This is a genomic window from Aliiglaciecola aliphaticivorans, assembly GCF_054782055.1.
This window is the reverse complement of sequence record NZ_BAAGTF010000092.1, coordinates 1-24,810: the sequence shown is the minus strand read 5'-3', so window position 1 is coordinate 24,810 and position 24,810 is coordinate 1. Positions and strand designations below refer to the sequence as shown.

The following is a 24,810-nucleotide window of genomic DNA, read 5'->3' as shown; positions in this document are numbered from 1 at the left end:
CGCTACAAGGCACCCTGTTTTTTTGTCTCAGGTTTTTTGGCTAATTAAATTCGTTTTACTCTATGGATTGAGTGCGAAATCTGGTGAGTTCAAGATATGAACAATCGAAAGTTAGCACCAATTAGTTGTTCCGTCCAGCGAAAAACGATGATTAATGCAAAGAATGTTTAATTTTCGTTAAAAACACAAAAAATACGCAGAAAAACCAATTATGAGTTAGTGTTTCTGCGCATTAATTGAAATTAGATGTTATCGTTCAAAAACTCAGCTAACTGGGTTTTTGATAAGGCTCCAACCTTAGTTGCTGCGACATTTCCGTCTTTAAACAACAATAAAGTAGGGATACCACGGATACCATACTTAGGTGGAGTTTCATTATTTTCATCGACATTCAACTTGCCAACTGTTAACTTGCCGTCGAACTCGCCAGCAACTTCTTCTAGAATTGGCGCAATCATTTTACATGGGCCGCACCATTCCGCCCAGAAATCAACTAGGACAGGACCAGCAGCATTGATAACATCGGCCTCGAAACTATCGTCAGATAACTGGATAATTTTGTCGCTCATACTTTTCTCCGTAATTGGTCTCTCGCTGAGAAAGTTCAGCGTATAATGAGAGTTTTATAGAAACTGTTTTTTAATGCAAGCACTGATAAGCTATAAGCTATGCAAACTACACATTTAACTGAAACACATTTTTCTGATCTGCCCATCCATGAGGATGTTTTAAAGGCATTAACAGAAGCAAACTTTATCCACTGCACGCCAATACAGGCGTTAAGTTTACCCCATCTTTTAGAAGGGCAAGACATTGCAGGTCAAGCTCAAACTGGAACAGGAAAAACTATTGCTTTTCTTGTTGCCACATTTCATCGATTACTGACTCATCCTAATGAATCAGGTAAGCAACCTAAAGCTATTATAATGGCACCTACTCGAGAATTGGCAGTACAAATTTACAATGACGCCGAATTATTGAGTAAACACACCGGATTATCGCTTGGTTTGATATATGGGGGTGAAGGTTACCAAAGTCAACGGGAATCTTTGCAATCAGGTGTCGATATTATTATTGGCACTACCGGCCGTATTATCGATTACTATAAACAAAATATATTTTCATTGGAAAATATTCAAGTTGCAGTGCTTGATGAAGCCGATCGCATGTTCGATTTAGGTTTTATCAAAGATATTCGATATATGTTCAGACGCATGCCCGAACCGACAAAACGTTTAAGCATGTTATTTTCTGCTACCTTGTCTTATCGTGTGCAGGAATTAGCCTACGAACACATGAATAACCCAACCCATGTCAAAGTTGAACACGACAAACAAACGGCGAGTCGAATTCAAGAAGAGTTATTCTATCCTTCCGATGAAGACAAAATGTTGCTGCTTTTAACCTTGTTGGAAGACGAATGGCCCGAAAAAGCGATTGTTTTTGCGAATACTAAACATACTTGCGAAAAACTCAGTGACTGGTTGGAAGCCGATGGCCACCGTGTGGGATTATTAAGTGGTGATGTTCCGCAACGTAAGCGTTTAAAAATTCTAGACGATTTTAGTAAAGACAAACTCGATATTTTGGTTGCAACCGATGTCGCAGCGCGTGGTTTGCATATTGAAAAAGTCACCCATGTCTTCAATTATGACCTACCCGATGACGCCGAAGATTATGTGCATAGAATTGGGCGAACAGGTCGTGCAGGAAAAAGTGGACACGCAATTAGCTTCGCTTGTGAAAAATATGCGTTGAATTTACCCGCAATTGAAAGCTATATTAGCCGTCCTATTCCTGTGAGCAATTATGATCAGGAATCGTTACTTGATGATATAACACCGCCTAAACCGCAATACAAAAAGCGACAGCAAAGTGGTAAAAGTTATCAGAAGCGTCCAAATAACCGTAACCAGAAAAGGCGTTAATGGAAAATCAGCCAATTACATCGGTGACCAATGAAGACCAACTCTATGCAGCGGTTGATCTTGGTTCCAATAGTTTTCATTTAGTCATTGTAAGAGTTGTTTCTGGCTCTGTACAAATTATTGGTAAAGTGAAACAAAAAGTTAAATTGGCCGCTGGCCTGAATGATAGCATGATGCTTGATCAGATCAGTATGGAAAGAGGCTGGCATTGCTTAGAAACCTTTGCCGAGCGCCTACAAGATATCCCCTTATCAAATATTAAGGTCGTTGGCACTGCTACCTTGCGTTTAGCTAAAAATGCCAATATTTTTATTGAAAAAGCCCAACAAATCCTAAATCAAAAGCTAGAAGTGATCAGTGGCGAAGAAGAAGCCAGACAAATTTATTTAGGAGTCGCCTATACCTCTGCAAACCAAGGTAATACTTTAGTCATCGATATTGGTGGCGCAAGCACAGAAGTGATTATTGGCAATGACATGCAACCCATTAACCTTGTAAGTTTAAACATGGGCTGTGTTACTTTTAAAGAGCGATATTTTGTTGATGGGGTTATTTCTGAACAAAATATGCAAAATGCCATAGCAGCAGCAAAACAAAAGTTATTACCAATTATAGATGACTTTATTTGTTTTGACTGGCAACAGTGTCTTGGTGCATCTGGCACCCCTCAAGCAGTGGTTGAAATTCTAGTTGAACAAGGTATCAGTGACGCCATTCGTTTAGATTATTTACATAATTTAATGCAGCAATGTATCGATTGTGGCAACTTAGAAAGTTTGGATATTGAAGGCCTTACAGAGTCAAGAAGAGCTATATTCCCCAGCGGTTTATGTATTTTAGTCGCCTTGTTTGAGCAGCTTAAAATTCAAGAAATGCAGATCTCAGGCGGTGCCTTACGAGAAGGTCTAATTTATGGCATGCTCGAGAACTGTGAAAGAAACGATCGCCGAACTCATTCTATTGGTGAAGCCATTCGAACTTACCATATAGACCAACAACAAGCTCAGAGAGTTTGCGATGTAGCCGTGAGCTTTTACAAACAACTTTGTGCACAATCTAATATTTGTAATTTTGATGCGTTGGCTGTTATCGAAGCCGCATCTTTACTGCACGAAATAGGTTTGCACATTGAGTATAAACAGTACCATTTGCATGGCGCTTACATTCTTAGTCATATTAACCTTAACGGCTATTCACAAATGCAGCGTAAAAGTATTCGCGATTTAGTGCTTTGCCACCGAGCTGAGTTAGATTTAACTAAATTTTCTCAATACCACCCCGATATGCAGCCGTTGTTATTTGGATTAGTTCGCATCTTAAGATTGTCGTGTTTGCTCTCAATTCGCAGAAAAGATAATATTTTGCCGGAAATTGAATTACATGTAGATGAACAACACTGGCAACTAACCTTTCCCGAAGGTTGGCTAAGGGCTCACCCACTTATTGACGTGGAGTTAGCTAACGAAAAGTGGCTACAACACAAAGCCGGCTTGCCACTTTCCTTTCAGTAATTTCCTTAGTGATAACCTCAGTATAATAAACTATACATGGTGCGGCGAGACTTAGATTTAAGCGGATCACCATCTGGCATCGCATTTATCATATCTAAGGTATATTTTCGTGCATCCCCGAAACTCAAGTCCTTTTTAAGCACTGCAAAAAGTAATTCTAATGCTTCTTCTGGTTGGTTGGCCTGATGCAATTGCACAGCTAATTCAACCTTAATCTCCAAATTGTCAGGATCTTGATCTAACTTAGCTTGAAGCTGTTTGATTTCTGGCGATTCTGAGGCTTTTTCAACCAACTCTACTTTCCCCACAATACTGTGGTAATAGCCGTTTTGATCAACAAGCAGAATATTATCGAGCAGTAGTTGGGCTTGCTTAGTATTGCCTAACTCCACATAGCAGTCAGCTAACACCAAGGCAATGTCAGCTCTTTGGGGGTCGAGATCATGGGCTTGTTTAGCGATTGTAAATGCCTGTTGATAATCCCCCTGATTAACCAGTGCAACTGCCTTCTCGTAGAACCCATCAACTGCATTTGGTAAGTGCTTTTCCAATAGCTCTTGAATTTGTTCTTCCATCATTGGACCAGCAAACCCATCAACAGGCTGGCCATCTTTAACAAGAATAACAGTGGGTAAACTCTGAATGCCAAACTGTTGGGCTATTTGTTGCTCTTGTTCACAATTGACGTTTGCATATATCAAATGTTCTGCATGCTGATTGGCTAGTTTTTCTAAAATAGGCGTTAGTTGTTCACACATTTCTAAATTCGGCGCCCAGAAATTCACCAGCACATGTTTGGCTTTTGACTCTTCGATGATGACTTGCTGAAAGTTTTCTATATTCAGATTTACAAAATTTTGCATTTTTAGCTCTTTCTATTTTTTAGTTTCATAAACTGAAACGAACTGATTGAACACAATGGTTGTTAGGTGGGGGCAATGAATTTAAAAAGCAACCTAGTTATACAAATAGAGGTTTAATTTACGGCGGTTATTTTTGGTACTTTCCAGTACAATGTCAAATACGCGACATTTTCTACTATTTGTATATGCTACTGTTTTTTACAATCAATGACTAAGGGCGAATATCATGGCTGAAAAAGAATATAAGCGTTTTTCTCAATTTTATCCGTTTTATTTGCGCGAACATCAAAACCCTATTTGTCGTAGACTTCATTTTGTAGGGTCATTTTTAATATTATTAACACTTGCTTATATTATTTTTACTGGACAATGGCGGTATTTCATCATCCTTCCTTTTCTAGGTTATGGATTTGCCTGGGTCGGTCACTTTTTCTTTGAACACAATCGCCCCGCTACATTCACATACCCCTTTTACAGCTTTTTAGGAGACTGGGTAATGTTCAAAGATATGCTCACTGGAAAAATTAAATTTTGAAGTGCAGTTTAAGTAGTTAAGTAGCCTCAAAGTTGCTGTATCTTATATTTTGCCTCTCAAAAACCTCAATGCAATCTAAGGCTTCACCCTAAGCGCACTATACCATTTTAAATATCCCCCGAAAGAATGATTAAATTCTTGCAGTTTAATGTCCTAAATCTACTAGTTTTTGTCCCAGACCTACAAGTTACATAACCTTTCTTATTGAAATAAAAGGTTTTTTTCTAACATGTCCCATATGTGTATTTTTTCGCCCTAAATTTACAACGCATTTATTCATTTCTTTTTTATTCTTAAGTCGTCATTACGGAAAATGACATTGGCTCAAACGGAATGGGTCAACTAAGGACTAACGAAGGAACGTTAACGCAAGGAACGCCAAGTGCTAAATCGGATTGTAGCCAGGAAGGCTCACAGTCAGGATAGCAAGGAGGCATCAAGGAAGAAGGTTGAGAAACCCTAAGTGGTAAGGAAACCAACGCAAGAAAGCACTATGTAGACAACTAAACAAAGCCTAGGACTTTGTTTTGTCCGAGATGATAACTATCACGCTTCAGGCATCGTCAGCATGTATTTTTTGCAAACAGGAGCAGTAAATCCAGGGACGGATATTTCTTACACGACTAGGAATGACAAACCAAAAGAGTGTTCAAACTAGCTAGGTAAAAAGCGTCACACAAGAAAGGGAAAGAGTATGCAAGAATCTCTATTTAGGCAAAGTGCAATTGATCACCAGAAGAATAGGCTTCACGGTGAAATTTTGCTTATCCCTAGTGCTTCCCATGTTTTCGTAAGCCTGTTTTTGAGTGCGTGGATTGTCGCCGCTTTTGCATGGCTCGTGAGCAGTCAATACGCTAGAAAAGAAAGTGTAGGCGGTTGGTTGGAACCGCCCAGTGGCGTAGTCAAAGTATTCCCAGAAACGTCTTCTGGCCGGATAGAGCAAGTCTTAATAACAGAAGGGCAAATCGTCTCAGAAGGACAAGCTTTGGCGGTGATTGAGGGAGATCGCACATTAAGTAGCGGGTCGAGTTTGCAAACAACATTACTCGCGGAATATAAGACTCAGCAGCAACTACTAATGGCTCAACTAAAACGAGCTGAAATAGTCAATGATATAAATATAGAAAACACCCAATCAAAGTTAGTCTCTATGGGACAAGACATCATTCGACTTGACGCGCAGATTCAAACTCTACAAAAACGCTATTCATTAGTGGCTTCCCGCTATCAAAATTATCAGTCCATGGGACAGTCAGGACATATTTCCAAAGCCGATTTAGAACAAGTTTTAGAACAAAAGCTGGCATTGCAAAATCAGCAGCAAGGCTTACAGCGAGAAAAAATAAACTTAAATAATGAAATTACCACAACCGAAAATCAATTATTAACCCTCCCCCAGAATCAGTTAAACCAAACTAATCAGCTAAAATCTAAGCTCAGTGATCTCGCTCTAAAGATTGCCCAGTTAAACGGTCAAAGTCGACATGTATTAAAGGCGTCTCGTGATGGAATAGTATCGAACCTGCTGGCTCAAATAGGTCAACAAACGAATCAAAATACGCCGCTGCTCTCAATAGTGCCGCAAAAAAGTCAGATTGAAGCAAAGCTACTAGTGCCAGTTAAAGCAATAGGATTTGTTCAACAAGGCCAGCCAATTCAAATTCGCTACGACGCTTTTCCATATCAAAAGTTTGGATTATATCTAGGAAAGATTACCAGCGTTTCTGACGCAGTAATTTTACCCAATGAAGTGCACAATGCCCCTGTGAGTATTCAAGAGCCCGTATACTTAGTGCATGCCACCCTCGACTCCCAGTTCGTTTCTGCCTATGGAAAGCAACTCAACCTAAAATCAGGCATGACCTTGTCTGCTGACGTGCAATTAGGTGAACGCAGTTTATTAGAATGGATATTTGAGCCTCTATTAAGTTTGCGGGGTAGAATTTAATGAACAGCATGACTTTTGCCCGCCCCGAACGTCTGCTTAACTTCAATACAAAGCATTCTTTGCCATGTATTTTGCAAACTGAAGCCTCTGAATGTGGTTTAGCATGCCTAGCGATGATCAGCGGATTTTATGGATATGAAATTGATTTAACTAGTATACGTAGCCGTTTCTCCATTTCAGCCCACGGCGCAACCCTTAAACAGATTATGCAAATTGCGGGTCAAATGGAATTATCCCCGCGGGCTTTGCGCCTTGAAATAGAACAGTTAGCTGAACTGCAAACTCCCTGCATATTGCATTGGGAGTTGAAACACTTTGTAGTGTTAAAAAAAGTCACAAAACATAAAATCTATATCCACGATCCTGCCGTAGGAGAGCGGGTATTAGAGTTGGCCGAAGTTGACAAACTATTCACCGGTATAGCTTTGGAACTCACTCCAACTCCCGCATTTGAAAAGGGCAAACAAAAGCGAAAGTTATCCTTAAGCCATTTTTGGAATCGAATTACAGGGTTGAAGCGCAGTTTGGTGATTATTCTGGTGCTTTCACTATTTATTCAGGTTTTTGCCCTAATTCAACCTTACTACATGCAAACGGTGATAGATGACGTCATCTTGCGTTCAGATCTGAACTTACTCACGGTTCTAGCGTTTGGCTTTGGGTTACTGTTATTGATAGATACTGCCACCTCATATATCCGTCAAACTGTGATATTGAACCTTTCAAGCCGCCTAAATATACAGATGGCAGCAAATGTTTTTACCCACCTTATTCGTCTACCCCTTAACTATTTTAGCAAACGTCATATGGGGGATGTTGTTTCACGATTTGGTTCATTGCAAAGTATTCGAGAACTTTTAACGACTGGTTTTGTTACGGTGTTTGTTGATGGTTTGATGGCTATTTTTACCCTTTGGGTGATGTTTTTATATGACCAAAAATTGACCTTTATTGTTTTAGCCATTGTATTTCTCTATGCATTGTTACGTTACCTTTTTTATAAACCATTAAGACGCTTAACTGAAGAGAGCATTGTCTCTTCAGCAAAAGAAAATAGTCACTTTATGGAGTCTGTACGCGCTATCCAAACCATAAAGCTGTTTGAAAAGGAGACAGATAGACAAAGCCAGTGGCAAAACAAACTCGCTGAAGCAATGAATAAAGAGATACGTCTTCAACGCTGGAGAATAGGATTTGAAACTGCCAATAAAGTACTGTTTGGACTAGAAAATATTCTGGTTATTTATTTTGCAGCATTGGCTGTTACGAACAACATGTTAAGTGTGGGAATGTTATTTGCGTTTGTGAGTTACAAAGCTCGTTTTATTAATTCAATGGATAATCTCATCGAAAAGTGGATTGAATTCCGAATGTTAGAGCTTCATTGTGAACGACTTGCAGATGTCGTTTATACCCCAAAAGATCCAATGCTAAAAGAGTTCAAAAACCCTTGCCTATCCAGCCCAATATCTGAACAAGACAAGATACAAGGGGAAATTAGATTACAGAATTTGGCATTTTCATACAGTCAGTTGGATGCCCCCGTGTTACAAAATATCAGTCACCATTTTGAAGCCGGTTCTACCATCGCAATCATTGGTGCCAGCGGCAGCGGAAAGAGCACATTAATGAAATGCATGATGGGATTGTTGCAACCCACAGCGGGGCAAGTTTTAGTCGATGGCATCGCGCTCTGTAACCTAAAAGACTACCGCCAAAGCATTGCTGCGGTAATGCAAGATGATGTGCTTTTAACTGGCTCAATTGCAGAAAATATCGCCTGTCTCTCAACCAATATAGATATGCAAAAGGTGGTCTATTGCGCTCACTTAGCTTGCATCCATGACGATATCACCAAAACCAGTATGCAATACAACACCCTAGTTGGCGATATGGGTGCGAATTTGAGTGGCGGTCAAAAACAACGGATTATTTTAGCCAGAGCCCTTTACAAAAAGCCTCGAATTTTATTTTTAGATGAAGCCACCAGCCATTTGGATGTAAACAACGAAATGGCCATCAATAATCATATTAAACAGTTATCGATCACACGCGTGATCATCGCTCACCGTCCCCAAACCATTGCCAGTGCCGACAAGGTGTTGAGCTTGGAGGCTGGACAGTTAAGCGATGTGACCTCGTCGATAAAACAGCCGTAAACATCAACCTACTATTTAAGGAAAAATACCATGGAAAATATGTTGGAGTTCTACCAAAACAAACTATCTAAACGTGAGGCCCAGGTCGCCAACAAAGTGCGTGAAGGTTTAAGTAACCGTTCCATTGCTGAACAGCTATTTATTAGTGAGCGGACGGTGAAATTTCACTGCACTAACATTTTTAGAAAATTAGCGATAAATAATCGAAAAATGCTGCGGACATTATTTCCCAATGCCTATGAAACAGCTTAAAACTGTACCCTGGTACAGTTAACTTTTTGAGTATTTTAGCCATACTCATAATGTCAGTACAATGAAGTACGGCATCTAACCAAAGTAAATATTACAAGGAGAATGAAATGGAACATCCATTCAATACAAAAAAGGAACTTACTAATTTATCTACCGAGGAAGTGGCTGCAGGTTCACTGTCGAATCGACTGCCCTCGGAAAAAACACCCACTATCCGGCCTAAAATCAAACCTCCCATGGAGACGACCATGGCCATTGGTGAGGAAGGTGGCAGTTTTGGTAATTGGTTCTAGGGAATGATTAGTTCATAGATTCATAAAGAACTAAAAACCCGTAGTGAACTACCACTCAGGTGGTTCACTATTTCTAAACCTTTAACTTCGATAAAACTACAGGACGTGTTATGTCGGTTGTTATTATTTTAGGTGCCAGTCAAGACTGTCATGCATTACATATGCTCCAAGCATGCCATCAATCAGGTATTGAAGCTGCGTTGTTTGACACGTCTCTTTATCCGTCCTGTCACAGCATTAGTTGGAACCCAATGCTGGCGAAAGGTGGTTTAAGGTTAAACTCAACGTTTTACAAATTTGAACAAATCAACAGTGTATTTTGGAGTAGTGTCGGTCCTCCCAGTTTAGGGACAGAGACAAATCCCTCGTTGTATCAAATTGCCATGAGTGATAGCTCTAGCGCCCTGCGAACTTTTTTCGATGAAAGCAGTATCCGGTGGATCAATTCCTGGCAGGTGTTTGACTCCCACAAAGTGAAACCACGACAATTACATAAAGCAGCAACCATAGGTGCACTCATCCCACAAACTTATATTGGTAACGAAACCGAAGATATCCTTGCCTTCGCAAAGCAGTATAAAAAATTGTTATTCAAACCTGTGTATGGCGGCTCACATGCCACCTTGATCGATGAGAAACAGCTTAACTCGGCACACCTGCAAAAAGTCCTGCGTTATGCTCCAGTCACCATTCAAAAATATATTGAAGGAACAAACATACGCACTTATGTCATTGGTTCTGAGGTTTTTAGTGCCGAGATAATCAGTGACGAGGTTGATTTTAGACTGCAATCAAACCCTGTCCACGTTCCCACCAAAACACCTGCGAAAATTGTTAACTTAGCCAAGCGTTTGACTCAAGGGTTTAATATGCATTGGACAGCCATAGACTGGCGTCGTGACAACCAAGGTAACTATTATTTTTTAGAAGCAAATCCCAGCCCGATGTTTATCCACTTTGAACAACTTACCGGCTACCCAATCACAGACATGCTAGTTCAAGCGCTCATTCAGCCAAGATATTTTTCAAACGTTGGTTAAATTAGACAAGGTGAGGTAAGCGCTTAAAATAAAGTGTATCTTTATCCATACAAATAGGAGTCTGTATACAATTTCTGAAACGTTTTCGTCATTCAATCTAAAGTGTATAGTGTTGGCGGCTAAACAGGACATGGTATGAGCGTTATAGTCTTTAACGCAATTATCAACTGATAATAAAATGACAGGAATTCTCAATGAATACACTAAACAAAGGCATTAAGGTAAGTAAATTACTATTGAGCCTTTCACTATTGTTTTCTGCACACACGTTTGCAGCGCAAGCAGATCCAACAGAGGCGGAAACTGACTCGCCTTCAGCTGAAAAGCAAGATTGGGATGTAACAAATCCCCCATTCGAGTTGTCTTCAATTGATATTGAAACGGACGAAGTGACTTGGTCTAGTTTAGATATCTCACCAGATGGCAAACACATGGTGTTTGATACCCTAGGAAATATTTTCATTGTTGATAGTCAAGGCGGGAAAGCCAAAGCGTTGACTCAAGATTTTGCTTGGAATATCCAACCTGCTTTTAGTCCTGATGGCAAAAAAATCGCGTTTAGCTCAGACCGAGATGGCTTGTCCAACATTTGGATGATGGACATAGAAAGTGGCGAACTAAACCAAATCACCAAAGAAAAAAATAACATAATGCACTCCCCCAAGTGGAGTCCAGACGGACAGTATATTCTTGCAACCAAAGGAATAATGTCGAGCCGTAGTATTCCCGCTGGGGAAATTTGGATGTATCACTATTCTGGTGGCGATGGCATTCAAATTAAAGCCAGAGTGAATGGCAAAAAAGACCAAAAGAACATTGCTGATCCAGCATTTTCACCTGATGGTAAGTACGTATACTTCACCCAAGATATTACCGGTGGCTCAACATTTAGCTATAACCGAGATCCGTTAAAATCAGTTTTTGCTATCACCCGTTACGATCTGGAAAGTGGCGATGAAGAACGATTTGTCAGTGGCACAGGTGGTGCAATTGTACCTACTCCCTCCCCTGATGGTAAACAATTAGCCTTTGTTCGCCGCATCAAAAACAGAACTGCTTTGTTCGTCAAAAATTTAGCTGACGGCAGTGAAAGAGTTTTGTATCAAGCCCTTGAGCGCGATATGCAAGAAGGTTTCGGTAGTGAAGGGTATTTCGCCTATTTCGATTGGACACCTGATTCTGAAAATATTGTTTTTTGGACTGGCGGTAAGTTTCATAAACTCAACGTGAATAGCCTCGAAATTGCAGATATTCCAGTATCCTTGTCTACCACAGCACAATATGCAGATGCACTGCGTTTTGATGTGGATGTGGCACCAGATACATTCGATGTAAAAATGATTCGCTGGGCACAAAAGTCTCCCAACGGGAAATCAATTCTTTATCAAGCTTTGGGTAAGTTATATGTCAAAGACTTGAAATCAGGCAAAGTGAAGCGCCTAACAAAACAAAATGACCATGATGAATATTTCCCCCGTTATTCAAATGATGGCAAAAAAATCGTTTACACCACTTGGAATGATCAAGATCTAGGTAGCATTAGAGTGGTTTCTGCGCGTGGCGGAAGAGGCAAAGTTGTTTCAAAAAATCCGGGACATTATGTTGAGCCAAGTTTTTCCCTCGATGGAGAATTGCTGACTTATCGCAAAACCACTGGAGGCTATTTACTTTCTCCGAAGTGGTCCGTTGAGCCAGGGCTTTACGTGACGAATTTAGATGAGAAAACCCACACGCGTATATCTAAAAATGGTGTTGCGCCGCACTTTGCAGGCTCAAATGAGCGCGTTTACTTTACCACGGTTGTTGGCGGCACGGCATACACTGAAACCCAACTAGTGAGCGTTGATTTACATGGCGAAGATAAACGTGAACATTTGTATGGCGCCGACAAAGTGAGTGAATACCGACTATCCCATGATGGAAAATGGATTGCCTTCGTTCATCAATACAATGCCTATATCGCTCCGTTTAAACAAATGGGTAAACGCCAAAATATTGGTCCTTCAAGCACAGCTACACCGCTTAAACAAGTGTCTAGCCGAGCAGGTGAGTACCTTACTTGGTCGCCAGACAATAAGACTCTATCCTGGTATCACGGCCCTTACTATTTCGAGCGAGAATTGAAAGATGCTTTCGATTTTATGCCCAATGCACCAGCAACCTTGCCCGAACCTGTTAGTGAAGGAATTAATCTGTCATTCAGTCAAAAAGCTGATAAGCCCGATGGTTACAAAGCTATTGTGGGTGGCACTGTAGTTACTATGCGTGATGCAGATAATCAGCAGGAAGTCATTGAAAATGCCGTTATACTCATCAACAATAATAAAATTGAGGCAGTGGGAAAAGCTGCTGATATTGAAGTTCCTAGTTCAGCCTTGGTGATCGATGCTGCCGGAAAAACCATTATCCCAGGCTTGATCGATACCCATGCCCATGGCTCACAAGGGAGTAATGAAATTATTCCTCAACAAAATTGGAGTCAATACTCAAACCTAGCATTTGGTGTAACCACAATTCACGATCCATCCAATGACACTACCGAGATTTTTTCTGCCTCGGAGTTACAAAAAGCAGGTAAAATTGTCGCACCTCGTATCTATTCCACAGGTACGATTTTATATGGTGCAGAGGCCCTCGGTCACAAGGCGATTATTAATAACCTTGCGGATGCCAAGTATCACTTGCAACGCTTGAAAGATGTGGGCGCTATATCGGTTAAAAGCTACAATCAACCCCGTCGTGATCAACGTCAGCAAGTATTAGCCGCTGCAAAAGAGTTAGAAATGATGGTGGTGCCTGAAGGTGGTGGTAAATTGCAACAAAACATCACTATGGTAGTAGATGGTCATACTGGTTTGGAACATTCCCTTCCTATTGCCAAAGGTTACAATGATCTAACCAAATTATGGTCTGCAACAAAGTCTGGATATACCCCTACCTTTATCGTTTCCTATGGTGGGTTAATGGGAGAAGAGTATTGGTACGACCGCACTGAAGTATGGAAGAATCCACGTTTGATGCGTTATACACCATCTTATATTATCGACCGTCGTTCGATTCGTCGCCCCACAGCACCAGATAATCAATACAACCATTTCGACGTTGCATCTTATGCAAAAGAGCTCAGAGATAAAGGTGTGAGTATTCACATTGGTGGCCATGGTCAAAGGGAAGGTTTAGCCGCACATTGGGAACTTTGGTCCATGCAACAAGGTGGGTTCACGCCTTGGGAAGCCCTGAGAGGTGGCACCATAGATGGCGCGAAGCATTTAGGCATGGATAAGCAAATTGGTAGTATCGAAGTAGGTAAACTAGCAGACCTGGTTATCATTGACGGCGACGTTTTAAGCGACCTTAGGCGCAGTGAGTATGTTGATTACACCGTAATTAATGGACGTATCTATGAAGCTGCAAGCATGAACGAAGTGAATAGCAAACAAAAGCGACAAGCATTCTTCTTTGAACAAGATAACCAAAGCTTTATGCCTAAAGAAACTCAAATTAGAGTCCACGAAAAAGCCAAACAACATAATTGGGTGCACCAGCACTGAGTGAATATGTTGAACACATTAGGGCGCGTAAAGCGCCCTTTTACTTTAAGCCTGCTATGAACTTGTGTAATGAATTGCACTCGTAAATACATAACCTGAGTAATTTATATTAAACTTGACGTTAAAGTTGATTCTGTTTATTTGCTTAGTTTCGCAAATAGTGGGATAAAACAACTAAGGGTTTCAGTTCAATCTAGCTAAAAGAAGTAATTTAGGAGTATTAGCACATGGATTTATTATTTGACTATATCTTTACCGTTCAAACCGCCTTACTGATCTTTGTGATTGTTCTTATCAAATCATCTATTAAATTTGTACCACAAAACCGTGCTTTTTTAGTAGAACGCTTTGGTAAATTTCAATCAACAAAAGAAGCAGGATTGAACTTCATTATTCCCTTTATTGATAACGTTGCCGCCGACCGTTCTTTAAAAGAACAAGCAGTAGACGTTCCCGAACAAAGCGCAATTACTAAAGATAATATCTCTTTATCCGTGGATGGCGTCCTGTACTTTCGTGTAATGGATCCCTATAAAGCTACATATGGAGTTGATAACTACGTTTTTGCCGTCACGCAATTAGCGCAAACCACTATGCGGTCAGAATTGGGTAAGATGGAGTTGGATAAAACCTTTGAAGAACGAGATATGCTCAACACCAATATAGTTGCAGCGATCAACGATGCCGCCGGTCCTTGGGGCATTCAAGTGCTTCGTTACGAAATTAAAGACATTGTGCCTCCCCAATCAGTGATGGAAGCGATGGAAGCACAAATGAAAGCTGAGCGTGTAAAACGAGCACAGATTTTAGAATCGGAAGGCGACAGACAAGCTGCAATCAACCGAGCAGAAGGTAACAAAGCATCCGTAGTATTAGCGGCAGAAGCCGATAAAGAAGAGCAAGTTTTACAAGCCGAGGGGGAAGCCAAGGCCATAGTTGCCGTAGCCGAAGCCCAAGCAGAAGCACTTCGGAAAGTTGGTGTGGAAGCCAATACAGTTGAAGGGCAAAAAGCCATTCAATTAGATTTGGCAACTAAAGCCATAGATGCAAAACAAGCCATAGCCAAAGAGTCGTCTATTGTTCTACTTCCTGATGGCGCAACTGAACCTGCGTCAGTCGTTGCCCAAGCTATGACAGTGATTAACTCAATGAATAAAGGCAGCTAGCCATGGAGTTAATTACTGACAATTTAGCACAGAGCCTAATTGTACTTGGTCTAGTTATGCTAGCGATTGAAATTGCCATTTTAGGTTTTGCAACTTTCATATTGTTTTTTGTGGGTGTGGCGTCTGTGCTAGCTGGCGCGCTTATATATACTGGCATTATTCCAGATACATTAATGAGCGCAACACTGACGGTGGGCATTCTCACCGCCATTAGTGCAGCTTTATTGTGGAAACCCCTTAAGAGTATTCAACAACAAGTTGATAAAAAGCCAGCTCAAAGTGATTTGATTGGGCATCGTTTTTTGTTAGAAGAAGATGTCTCCCTCAACAATAATCCGTACTATCATTATTCAGGAATTCAATGGAAGCTAAAAAGTTCACAGCCCATTTCTGCTGGTAGTATGGTTAAAGTTACTAAAGCGGAAGTCGGTTTGTTTTATGTAGAGGCGGTTGAATAACCCCTTAGGGATTAGCAATAGTTTAACTTAGCAAGAGAGGTAGGTATGTCAGCCAAAGATATTGAACAATCATTTGTTATCCTCAAACAGACCGTTCCCTTGCTGGTTAAACACAAAATCCCCGCTGTTCCCACTAATTATGCCCTTTGGTATACCTATGTGAGCAATGATTCTCCAGAGTTAAATGAACAGTTAGATGCGGCTGTGGAAAGTCACTCTCCAATTTCAGAACTAAAAGCTGAAGATCTGTACCGCAATTTTGTATCTGACGAAAAAGTCAATGTATGGGAATTAAGGCAGTCTCTTGAAGGCATGATGATTGAACTTTCGCAATCCCTTAAAGATACCAAATCTGAAACACAAGACTACAAAGAACTTATGGACAACTGCATTGACGATTTAAGCAAAGTTGAGAAAGAAGGCTGGACAGTAGAAGAAGTGTTAGGCTTGGTGCGTAATATGGTCAAAGAATCCCAAGTGATCAGGCAAAGCACCATTAGCTTCAATGGCGCCCTTGCCAGTGCTGAAAAAGAAATTGCACGCCTCAAATCTCAACTACAAGCGAGTCAACAAGAAGCGCTTTATGATGCGTTAACCGGTCTATGCAACCGTCGCTACTTTGACTCCGAAATTAACACTAAGCTCACACTAGATAAATGCTGTTTAGCGCTGATAGATATTGACCACTTCAAAAAGATTAACGACAACTACGGTCACCAGATGGGTGATTTAGTCTTAAAAGCCGTGGCCAAAAAAATTCAAAGTTGTTGCAGAGAGCAAGCCCAAGCGTTTCGCTACGGTGGAGAAGAGTTTGCAGTCATAATGCCTGGATTAGAGCAATCCCGGGCTCGACAAATGGCCGACGTAATGCGACGTCAAATTGAAAAAATTAACGTAAAAGATCGTCGAACAGGAGAATCATTAGGGGATATCACGGTTTCTATCGGCGTAGCGCAACTCGAAACAAACGAAGACTCAACTCATTTTATCGAAAGAGCAGACAAATTAATGTATGACGCAAAACGTCTCGGTCGAAACCGAGTTATGCCCATGGGGTAATTAGGTTTTTGCTCCATGATAAATGACTAATTTAGTGTTTTCCCGCCAATTTTCGTCTTTAAATTAGCAAAAGCACGAATATCTTAAATATTTAACGCATAAAAACTTCCTTATTTTTAGAAAATAACTATCTGAAATTAAAGATTATTTTCGCAAAATCCAGGTTTAATTTATAAGCTGCTGATTTTTAAAGCAAATGAAACAATGTAACCTGGCGAAAAGTTTTGTATAATGCCGCGCAATTTTTTATTAGACACAGAGTGGACCAATGTCAGACTTATCTCATTACAGAAATATAGGTATTTTTGCCCACGTTGACGCGGGGAAAACTACCACCACCGAACGTATACTAAAACTTACCGGTAAAATCCATAAAACCGGTGAAGTACATGACGGTGAATCAACAACAGATTTCATGGAACAAGAAGCAGAGCGCGGTATTACTATCCAATCAGCTGCTGTAAGTTGTTTTTGGAAAGATCACCGTTTTAACGTTATCGATACTCCGGGACACGTTGACTTTACAGTTGAAGTATATCGTTCACTGAAAGTTCTAGATGGCGGAATCGGTGTATTCTGTGGATCTGGTGGTGTAGAGCCGCAATCAGAAACTAACTGGCGTTATGCTAACGAATCAGAAGTAGCACGTGTCATTTTCGTGAACAAACTTGACCGCATGGGTGCTGATTTTTACCGTGTTGTTGGCCAAGTGAAAAAAGTACTTGCTGCTAACCCATTGGTTATGACATTACCTATCGGAATCGAAGATGATTTTGTTGGAGTCGTTGATGTTCTAACTAAGCAAGCTTACGTCTGGGATGACACGGGTCTTCCTGAAAATTACAAAATTGAAGATGTTCCTGCTGACATGGTTGATAAAGTAAACGAATACCATGAAATGTTAGTGGAAACGGCTGTTGAGCAAGACGACGACCTAATGATGGCTTACATGGATGGTGAAGAACCTTCTATTGAAGACCTTAAACGTTGTATCCGTAAAGGAACACGTGACATGTCTTTCTTCCCAACATACTGTGGTTCAGCATTCAAAAACAAAGGTATGCAATTAGTACTAGATGCTGTTGTTGATTACTTGCCTAGCCCAACTGAAGTTGATCCTCAACCATTGACTGATGAAGAAGGTGTTGAGACAGGCGAAGTAGCAACAGTTTCTGTTGACGAGCCATTACGTGCACTAGCATTTAAAATTATGGATGACAGATTTGGTGCTTTAACCTTCGTTCGAATTTACTCAGGTAAATTGAATAAAGGCGACACCATTCTTAACTCGTTTACAGGTAAAACTGAGCGTGTTGGCCGTATGGTTGAAATGCAAGCAGACGACCGTAATGAGTTAAGCAGTGCACAAGCTGGTGACATCATTGCTATCGTAGGTATGAAAAACGTGCAAACTGGTCACACATTATGTGATCCTAAGCACCCTTGTACGCTAGAAGCGATGGTATTCCCAGAGCCGGTAATCTCAATCTCTGTTGCACCTAAAGATAAAGGTGGTTCTGAGAAAATGGGTATCGCTATTGGTAAAATGGTGGCTGAAGATCCATCTTTCCGTGTTGAAACGGATGAAGATTCTGGTGAGACTATCCTTAGAGGGATGGGTGAGCTTCACTTGGATATCAAAGTTGATATTCTTAAGCGTACCTATGGCGTTGACTTAGAAGTTGGTCAACCTCAAGTTGCTTATCGTGAAACTATTACTCAAGCTATCGAAGATTCTTATACCCATAAGAAGCAATCTGGTGGTTCTGGTCAGTTTGGTAAAATCGACTACCGCATCCGCCCTGGAGAGCCAGGTTCTGGATTCAAGTTCACTTCAACGGTTGTTGGTGGTAACGTTCCTAAAGAATTCTTCCCGGCTATCGAGAAGGGTTTTAAAGGCATGATGGAAAATGGTGTGCTTGCTGGCTTCCCTGTGTTGGATGTTGAAGTTGAACTATACGACGGTGGATTCCACGCCGTGGATTCATCTGCCATCGCGTTCGAAATCGCAGCTAAAGGTGCTTTCCGTCAATCGATTCCTAAAGCTGGACCTCAACTTATTGAGCCAATCATGAAAGTAGACGTATTCACGCCTGAAGATCATGTTGGTGACGTAATTGGTGACCTTAACCGTCGTCGCGGTATGATTAAAGACCAAGAAGCAGGTGTAACAGGCGTTCGCGTTAAAGCTGACGTACCACTTTCTGAAATGTTCGGTTATATCGGTTCACTTCGTACAATGACATCTGGCCGTGGTCAATTCTCAATGGAATTCAGCCACTACATGCCTTGTCCAAATAACGTTGCTGAAAAAGTTATCGCTGAAACTAAAGAGCGTAACGCTAAGAAGTAATTCTTACTTTTAGCCAACGAATCAAAAAACCCGATTTTAGAATCGGGTTTTTTATTATCTAAATATCGGTTTAGTGTGTGCTTATTCAGACAGACGCGTTCAATGAATAGCGAATAAAAACTAGCCAAATAACCAATGAATAAGGACAGTTTTGGGTAAAAAAATTGTCAAACTTTATGTTTTTCGTTACTGTTGAATAAATCTCTGATGTTATCCTTATGGATAAAGAATATAGAGAAATGAGCATCGATTCCCATCTGCGGATCGATAATCAAGGAAGAAGCCAAGGAGGCCCAAATGAAAATCAGCTTAATTTTTTCGTTGCTATTATTCTGTTCCTCAGTTCTAGCAAACGAACTGCCCATTGAACAATTCTCTAAACACAGTGACTATTTGGATATGACCATCTCTCCCGATGGTAAACATTTGCTTGCACGGGTCCATCATGAAGGTGAAATAAGTCTAATATTCTTAGATGCCAAAAACATGAAAATTATTGGCGGCGTTAGACCGAAAGAAGGAGACATCATTCATTCAGCCCAATGGGTAAGTGATGAGCGAGTGGTATATCAATTCGCTGAAAAACGTATGCAATATGATGCGCCAATGGCAACTGGGGAATTATTTGCGATAAATGTAGACGGAAGCAAACAGGAAATGCTTTATGGATATAGAGCCCGAGACAATGGCGATCGCAATACAAGAACTAAAAAGCGAGAAGCAAGTTATGCTACACCGGAAATTATCAGCTTATTGGAAAATGACAAAAAGAACATCTTAATTTTAGAGCATCCATGGACGTTGGAGTTCAATAAGCTTTATGACTTGCGCAAAAAACATTCAGTTATTTCTAAGTTAAATATTTTTAATGGCCGTAAAACCAAAGTTGAAGTACTTCCCCATCCTGGCGCTCAAGCGATAGCCAACAAAAACGGCGAAATTAAATTTATGAAATGGACCGATGAAGACTTAGAACCTCATGGTGCATTTAGAAAAAATAATGAAGATGATTGGCAAGAAATTAAAGATGCCTATGGGGTTAATAAAGATTTAATTCCTATTGATACCAGTAATGATAGTAAACAGATTTTTCTAACAGGTAGCTATGGTAGTGCAGACTTAAATACCTATTACGTATTAAACCTAATGGACGGTAAACTTAGCCCGCTGTTTGATAATATGACTGCCGATATCATTTTTAGCAATAAAGATCCTCTAACCAATATGCCTGTCGTTGGTTTTTCCTTTCCTGGTAAACCCCAATACCACTACGTTGAAGGGAATAACACCGCCAAACTACATAAGATGCTAGTTGAAGCCTTTGCAGGGCAGAAAGTAAACATTACCAGCGCGACCCAGGATGGTAAAAAGTTGTTGTTGCATATTTCCAGTGATGTAAACCCTGGGGAATATTATATTTTTGACACTGAGAAAATGGGAGCTGATTTTATTTGGTCAAATCGCTCATGGTTTGACCCTCGCGACATGGCTTCTATGCGGAGCTTCCAATTTACGACTGATGACAACATGGATATTCATGGTTATTTGACCATGCCAAATGATTTGGCAGAAAATGAAAAACCACCAATGGTTGTTGTTATCCACGGTGGCCCACACGGTGTCAGTGAAAGATGGGGATTCGATAGCGAGGTGCAATTTTTAGCTAATCGTGGATATGCCGTGCTACAAGTTAATTTTCGTGGTTCCGGAGGCTACGGTAAACAGTTTGAACGAGCCGGTTATCGCCAATGGGGTGGCAAAATGATAGAAGACATCACCGACGCTACCAAATATATCGTGAACCAAGGGTACGTAGATGGCGATAAAATGTGTGTTTATGGTGCTAGCTACGGCGGGTATGCAGCACTAATGGCTAGCGTTCGTGAACCTGATCTTTTCAACTGCACCATAGGCTACGTAGGAATTTATGATTTAAATTATGCGTATACCGACAGTATTTACATGAAAAGCCACGGCGGTAGAGGTTATTTTGAAAAAGTTCTAGGAACTAACAAAAGAGAGTTAGCTGAGTTTTCACCCGTAAATTACGCAGACAAAATCAAGTCAAATGTTTTGCTGATTCACGGTGAGAAAGACTCTATTGTCTCTGTTAAGAACGCCCATGCTATGTTAAATAGCTTTGAAGCTGTTGGTAAAAAAGTGTCCTATATAAATTTTGAAAAAGCGGGGCACGGTATCTTTCAAGAAGCAGGCCGTAAGCAATTGTACAGCGAGATTGAAAAATTTATCAAACAGAACATCGGTAAATAACCCCTTACACTGGCAACGACTTGCGCTGAACAGCAAGCCGTTGCCTATGGTTAAATCAGTACTAGTTCCTATATCAGTTTAACTTCAAAACCCTTACACTATCCCACTATATTTTTCTGACACCAATTGATTTAATCTGTTATGACAATAGCCCAAGGTAAACGCCTCAACAAATACATCAGTGAAACCGGCTTATGTTCTCGCCGTGAGGCAGATAAACTCATCGAACAAAACAGAGTGACCATAAATAACAAAATACCAGAGCTAGGTACCAAGGTTTTTGATGGTGATGAAGTCAGAGTTGACCGTAAATTAATTGGCGCTACACCGACGAACAAATCAGATCGCATTTATATTGCTTACAATAAGCCTGTCGGCATTACCTGTACCACGGAAAGGCACGTAAAAGGCAACATCATTGATGCCATAGGTCACAAACAAAGAATTTTTCCTATAGGCCGTTTAGATAAACCATCTGAAGGATTGATTCTACTCACCAGTGACGGCGACATTGTAAATAAGATATTACGAGCTGAAAACGCCCACGACAAAGAATATGAAGTAACTGTCACTCAGCCTATCAGTGAGCGTTTTTTGAAGCGCATGGCCTCTGGAGTGCCAATTTTAGGCACGGTAACCAAACCTTGCAAAGTAAGTCCGTTAGGAAAATACAAATTTAAAATTATATTAACCCAGGGCTTAAATAGACAAATCCGTCGTATGTGTGAATTTTTGGGGTATGAAGTGAGCAAACTAAAACGTACACGTATTATGCACATTGATTTATCAAGGCTATACCCCGGGCAATGGCGCAATTTAACGCCTCATGAAATGCAAACCTTAAATGAGTCTTTAAGAAACTCACAAAAGACTGCCAATATTCACCCACAATAGCAATTTACTATTGTGGGTTGTCTCATTGAATTAGCTGTGTGCAGCGGGTAAAAGATCTTGAACCGGTAAAGGCAATAATTTTAAAATTTGGCTGCGGCTCACTTGCCAAAAAGCAGATAACAACAATAATGTACCGCCAATACACAAACCAGTAATAGCAAAGCTATAGCTCACCATTCCGTAGGTTTCTAAAAGTGTAGAAAAAGCATAAATGACATAAACCAATGCGGATACCATAATAGCGCGTCTATCCACTGCAATTGAAATGGTCGCCAGTAAAACGTAGAGGCCAAGAACCAGTAAAGATATTGATAAGCCACCTACACCTTGCAAGATCCCCAAAGAAGTAAATATCGGGTGCACAATAAGTGGCGCAGCAGCTAAATGTAACCAAAACGCAACATCAGAAGAACGAGTTTGACGATTACGATCAGATGCATCCCAATACATGGCTAAACCAAAAATGCCTAATCCTACACACAACAATAAAGGATTTACCCAAGTAACAGCATTAGGTATTAATACCAATATCAGTGCGATTATACTGCTGCTAATTGCCGCAGCGCCTGCAGCAACAGTAATAGGTACGCGAAAACGTCGCCAATGCAAAACAGCGGCGACGGCACTGAGAGCGCCAGCAATTAAAAATGCCATTTCATTCGGTTGCTGTTGAATCACCAGCGGCGAAGCAAAGACACCACCTAAAAATGTTAACAACAACATAATTGCTGGTAAGGCCATGCGTCGCTTCAAAACAAAAAATTCAGATAACAACCAAGAAGCAATTGCTACCCCAATGGTCCCTAACAACGGCGATACATGGTAGCCAAGAAATCCAATTGATGCCAAAAGTAAGCCGCTTGCGATCACCACAAAGATATCGTTAAAACCACTAATTAAGCGAAAGTTTTCTTCATCTGCAAGTGAGGTATTTTTAATTTTGGCAACATAACTTTTAAACTGTGAAACCGAATCATCCGTAAATATTCCGGCCTCCACGGCTTGTTTCAAGTCTTCATCGTTATACATAGAATGGCTCCAATTGTTATTCTTGGTTTGGTTCGCTTTGTGAATGGACAAACCCACGTCTTGATTACAACAAGGGAACCAAATGCAATAAGCGAACCATTAAAGATAGCTCAGTATTTTCAACCACTTACATAAATCTATGGTTCATAGAGGCTAGACTAGTTAATACGCTTAGCGAAAAAGTAGTGAATTTAACCACAGTTGAATAGTTAAGGTGATATAACGGTTTCCCAATTCCAATCAAATGGGGGCAATCCTATTCCTTCTATCAACCTCTGATATTCAGTACGATTCAGCGCTTTTGCCACCACTTTATATTGAGATCTATATTTAACGGCACGAGTGGTCAGTAAATCAAAACGTTTGTCGGCATTTTCAGAAAAATCCACGTCACGCAACTTTTCAATACGAATACTAGTGTTGTAATACTCCACTACGTATTCTAAAAGGCGATTTTGAATTAATAACATTTTTTTATTCAGCAGATGCACACAAATACCGTTTTCGACAATGGCGTTAGAAAATCCTTTTTCGGTGAAATCTGTGGCACTTTGAGCCAAACTTAAAGACGTTTTCCAATACTGAGTAATTAGCTGCAAATATCTAGTCGATATACGCTGATTTTGCTGAATTTTTTGCGAGTTCAACTCTTCCAAAATGTCTTCAAAGAGCATATCAAGGGTAACAAGCAAACGATTAAAGTTAGACATTTTATGTTTTGTGGCGGCAAAACCTAAAGGCTATATCCTGACAGCACAATTGGTCAAGTACCCTTATTGCTAAATTCCGTTAAAATGGCTTTAGCCCCGCAGCGCACTGGAAACATTCCATGGCCTGTAGGCGGCGGCTTTAGCCCCGCAGCGCATTGGAAACATTCCATAACCTGTAGGCGGCGGCTTTAGCCCCGCAGCGCATTTGAAACATTCCATAACCTGTAGGCGGGTGCTTTAGCCCCGCGCTAAATGGAAACATTCCATAGCCTGAAGACCATGCTACAAAATTGTAGGCCTAAAACAAAAAAGCCGCTCTAGGAGCGGCTTTCTTAATTTTTTAGCTATTATCGAGATTAAGCGATGATTTTAGCTACAACACCTGCACCAACAGTACGGCCACGTTATTCCATACATCCATGTATTCCACCCCTTCGGGGCCAGCCTTCGGCTGTTCTAATTTGTTCCCGACAAATTAGTCACTCCGTTCAGGTGGCCTAAAACAAAAAAGCCGCTCTAGGAGCGGCTTTCTTAATATTTTAGCTATTATCGAGATTAAGCGATGATTTTAGCTACAACACCTGCACCAACAGTACGGCCACCTTCACGGATTGCGAAGCGTAAACCTTCGTCCATCGCGATTGGGTTGATTAGCTCAACTTTAAATTTCAAGTTGTCGCCTGGCATTACCATTTCAACACCTTCTGGTAACTCTACTGCACCAGTGATGTCTGTTGTACGGAAGTAGAACTGTGGACGATAGCCTTTGAAGAATGGAGTATGACGACCA

The 24,810-nt window shown here is 40.7% G+C and carries 20 protein-coding genes; 15 read left to right on the top strand and 5 right to left on the bottom strand.

Annotation, left to right across the window (positions count from 1 at the left end; genetic code table 11):
• Positions 1-242: 242 nt before the first annotated feature.
• On the bottom strand, positions 243-569 hold the full coding sequence (gene trxA, locus ACYVIL_RS20680; RefSeq protein WP_008845982.1) for a thioredoxin TrxA: 327 nt from the start codon (positions 567-569) through the stop codon (positions 243-245).
• Between the two features lie 99 nt (positions 570-668).
• On the opposite strand from trxA, the gene rhlB reads away from it, so the two are divergent.
• On the top strand, positions 669-1,928 hold the full coding sequence (rhlB, locus tag ACYVIL_RS20675; RefSeq protein WP_460314662.1) for an ATP-dependent RNA helicase RhlB: 1,260 nt from the start codon (positions 669-671) through the stop codon (positions 1,926-1,928).
• Positions 1,928-3,439 (top strand): Ppx/GppA phosphatase family protein, encoded by a 1,512-nt coding sequence (locus ACYVIL_RS20670; RefSeq protein ID WP_460314660.1) that lies wholly within the window; start codon positions 1,928-1,930, stop codon positions 3,437-3,439. Before rhlB ends, ACYVIL_RS20670 begins: the two co-directional genes overlap by 1 nt.
• A gap of 17 nt (positions 3,440-3,456) precedes the next feature.
• Here ACYVIL_RS20670 and ACYVIL_RS20665 read toward each other — a convergent pair whose 3' ends face one another.
• A complete protein-coding gene (locus ACYVIL_RS20665) occupies positions 3,457-4,302 on the bottom strand; it encodes a thioredoxin family protein (protein WP_303477398.1) in 846 nt (281 codons plus the stop codon).
• 226 nt (positions 4,303-4,528) lie between these two features.
• Between ACYVIL_RS20665 and ACYVIL_RS20660 the strand changes: the two genes are divergently transcribed.
• The 13 genes from ACYVIL_RS20660 to rluF all read left to right on the top strand — a co-directional run bounded on the left by ACYVIL_RS20660 (position 4,529) and on the right by rluF (position 22,281).
• Positions 4,529-4,837: an Mpo1-like protein gene (locus tag ACYVIL_RS20660; protein ID WP_460314657.1), complete on the top strand. Its 309-nt coding sequence runs from the start codon at positions 4,529-4,531 to the stop codon at positions 4,835-4,837.
• A gap of 694 nt (positions 4,838-5,531) precedes the next feature.
• Entirely contained in the window at positions 5,532-6,785 is a 1,254-nt protein-coding gene (locus ACYVIL_RS20655; RefSeq protein ID WP_460314655.1) for an HlyD family secretion protein, read from the top strand.
• Positions 6,785-8,944, top strand: coding sequence for a peptidase domain-containing ABC transporter (locus tag ACYVIL_RS20650; RefSeq protein WP_460314653.1), 2,160 nt, complete (start codon positions 6,785-6,787; stop codon positions 8,942-8,944). The genes ACYVIL_RS20655 and ACYVIL_RS20650 overlap by 1 nt, the downstream gene beginning before the upstream one ends.
• Positions 8,945-8,974: 30 nt before the next feature.
• Positions 8,975-9,196 carry a response regulator transcription factor gene (locus ACYVIL_RS20645; RefSeq protein ID WP_303477409.1) on the top strand — a complete coding sequence of 74 codons (222 nt, stop codon included), beginning with the start codon at positions 8,975-8,977 and terminating at the stop codon, positions 9,194-9,196.
• A gap of 107 nt (positions 9,197-9,303) precedes the next feature.
• The gene (locus ACYVIL_RS20640; RefSeq protein WP_303477411.1) at positions 9,304-9,489 is read left to right on the top strand and encodes a hypothetical protein; all 186 of its coding nucleotides are present in this window, start codon (positions 9,304-9,306) and stop codon (positions 9,487-9,489) included.
• Positions 9,490-9,599: 110 nt separating this feature from the next.
• Entirely contained in the window at positions 9,600-10,529 is a 930-nt protein-coding gene (locus ACYVIL_RS20635; RefSeq protein WP_460314649.1) for an ATP-grasp domain-containing protein, read from the top strand.
• A gap of 194 nt (positions 10,530-10,723) precedes the next feature.
• Positions 10,724-14,080, top strand: a complete 3,357-nt coding sequence (locus tag ACYVIL_RS20630; protein WP_460314647.1) for an amidohydrolase family protein — start codon at positions 10,724-10,726, stop codon at positions 14,078-14,080.
• Between the two features lie 227 nt (positions 14,081-14,307).
• Positions 14,308-15,246, top strand: coding sequence for an SPFH domain-containing protein (locus tag ACYVIL_RS20625; RefSeq protein WP_303477418.1), 939 nt, complete (start codon positions 14,308-14,310; stop codon positions 15,244-15,246).
• A gap of 2 nt (positions 15,247-15,248) precedes the next feature.
• Positions 15,249-15,704, top strand: a complete 456-nt coding sequence (locus tag ACYVIL_RS20620) for an NfeD family protein (protein WP_303477421.1) — start codon at positions 15,249-15,251, stop codon at positions 15,702-15,704.
• Positions 15,705-15,749: 45 nt separating this feature from the next.
• Entirely contained in the window at positions 15,750-16,763 is a 1,014-nt protein-coding gene (locus tag ACYVIL_RS20615) for a GGDEF domain-containing protein (RefSeq protein ID WP_460314644.1), read from the top strand.
• A 268-nt stretch (positions 16,764-17,031) separates the two neighbouring features.
• Entirely contained in the window at positions 17,032-19,116 is a 2,085-nt protein-coding gene (gene fusA / locus ACYVIL_RS20610) for an elongation factor G (RefSeq protein ID WP_460314642.1), read from the top strand.
• A gap of 297 nt (positions 19,117-19,413) precedes the next feature.
• Positions 19,414-21,387 (top strand): alpha/beta hydrolase family protein, encoded by a 1,974-nt coding sequence (locus tag ACYVIL_RS20605; protein ID WP_460314640.1) that lies wholly within the window; start codon positions 19,414-19,416, stop codon positions 21,385-21,387.
• Between the two features lie 141 nt (positions 21,388-21,528).
• Positions 21,529-22,281, top strand: coding sequence for a 23S rRNA pseudouridine(2604) synthase RluF (gene rluF / locus ACYVIL_RS20600; protein ID WP_303477432.1), 753 nt, complete (start codon positions 21,529-21,531; stop codon positions 22,279-22,281).
• A gap of 30 nt (positions 22,282-22,311) precedes the next feature.
• Here rluF and ACYVIL_RS20595 read toward each other — a convergent pair whose 3' ends face one another.
• From ACYVIL_RS20595 to ACYVIL_RS20585, 3 genes are all read right to left on the bottom strand, one after another.
• A complete protein-coding gene (locus tag ACYVIL_RS20595) occupies positions 22,312-23,310 on the bottom strand; it encodes a hypothetical protein (RefSeq protein ID WP_303477435.1) in 999 nt (332 codons plus the stop codon).
• Positions 23,311-23,519: 209 nt separating this feature from the next.
• A complete protein-coding gene (locus tag ACYVIL_RS20590; protein ID WP_303477438.1) occupies positions 23,520-24,020 on the bottom strand; it encodes a hypothetical protein in 501 nt (166 codons plus the stop codon).
• Positions 24,021-24,575: 555 nt separating this feature from the next.
• Positions 24,576-24,810 (bottom strand): EF-Tu C-terminal domain-related protein (locus tag ACYVIL_RS20585; protein WP_460314636.1); only part of this gene is annotated, 235 nt, incomplete at its 5' end.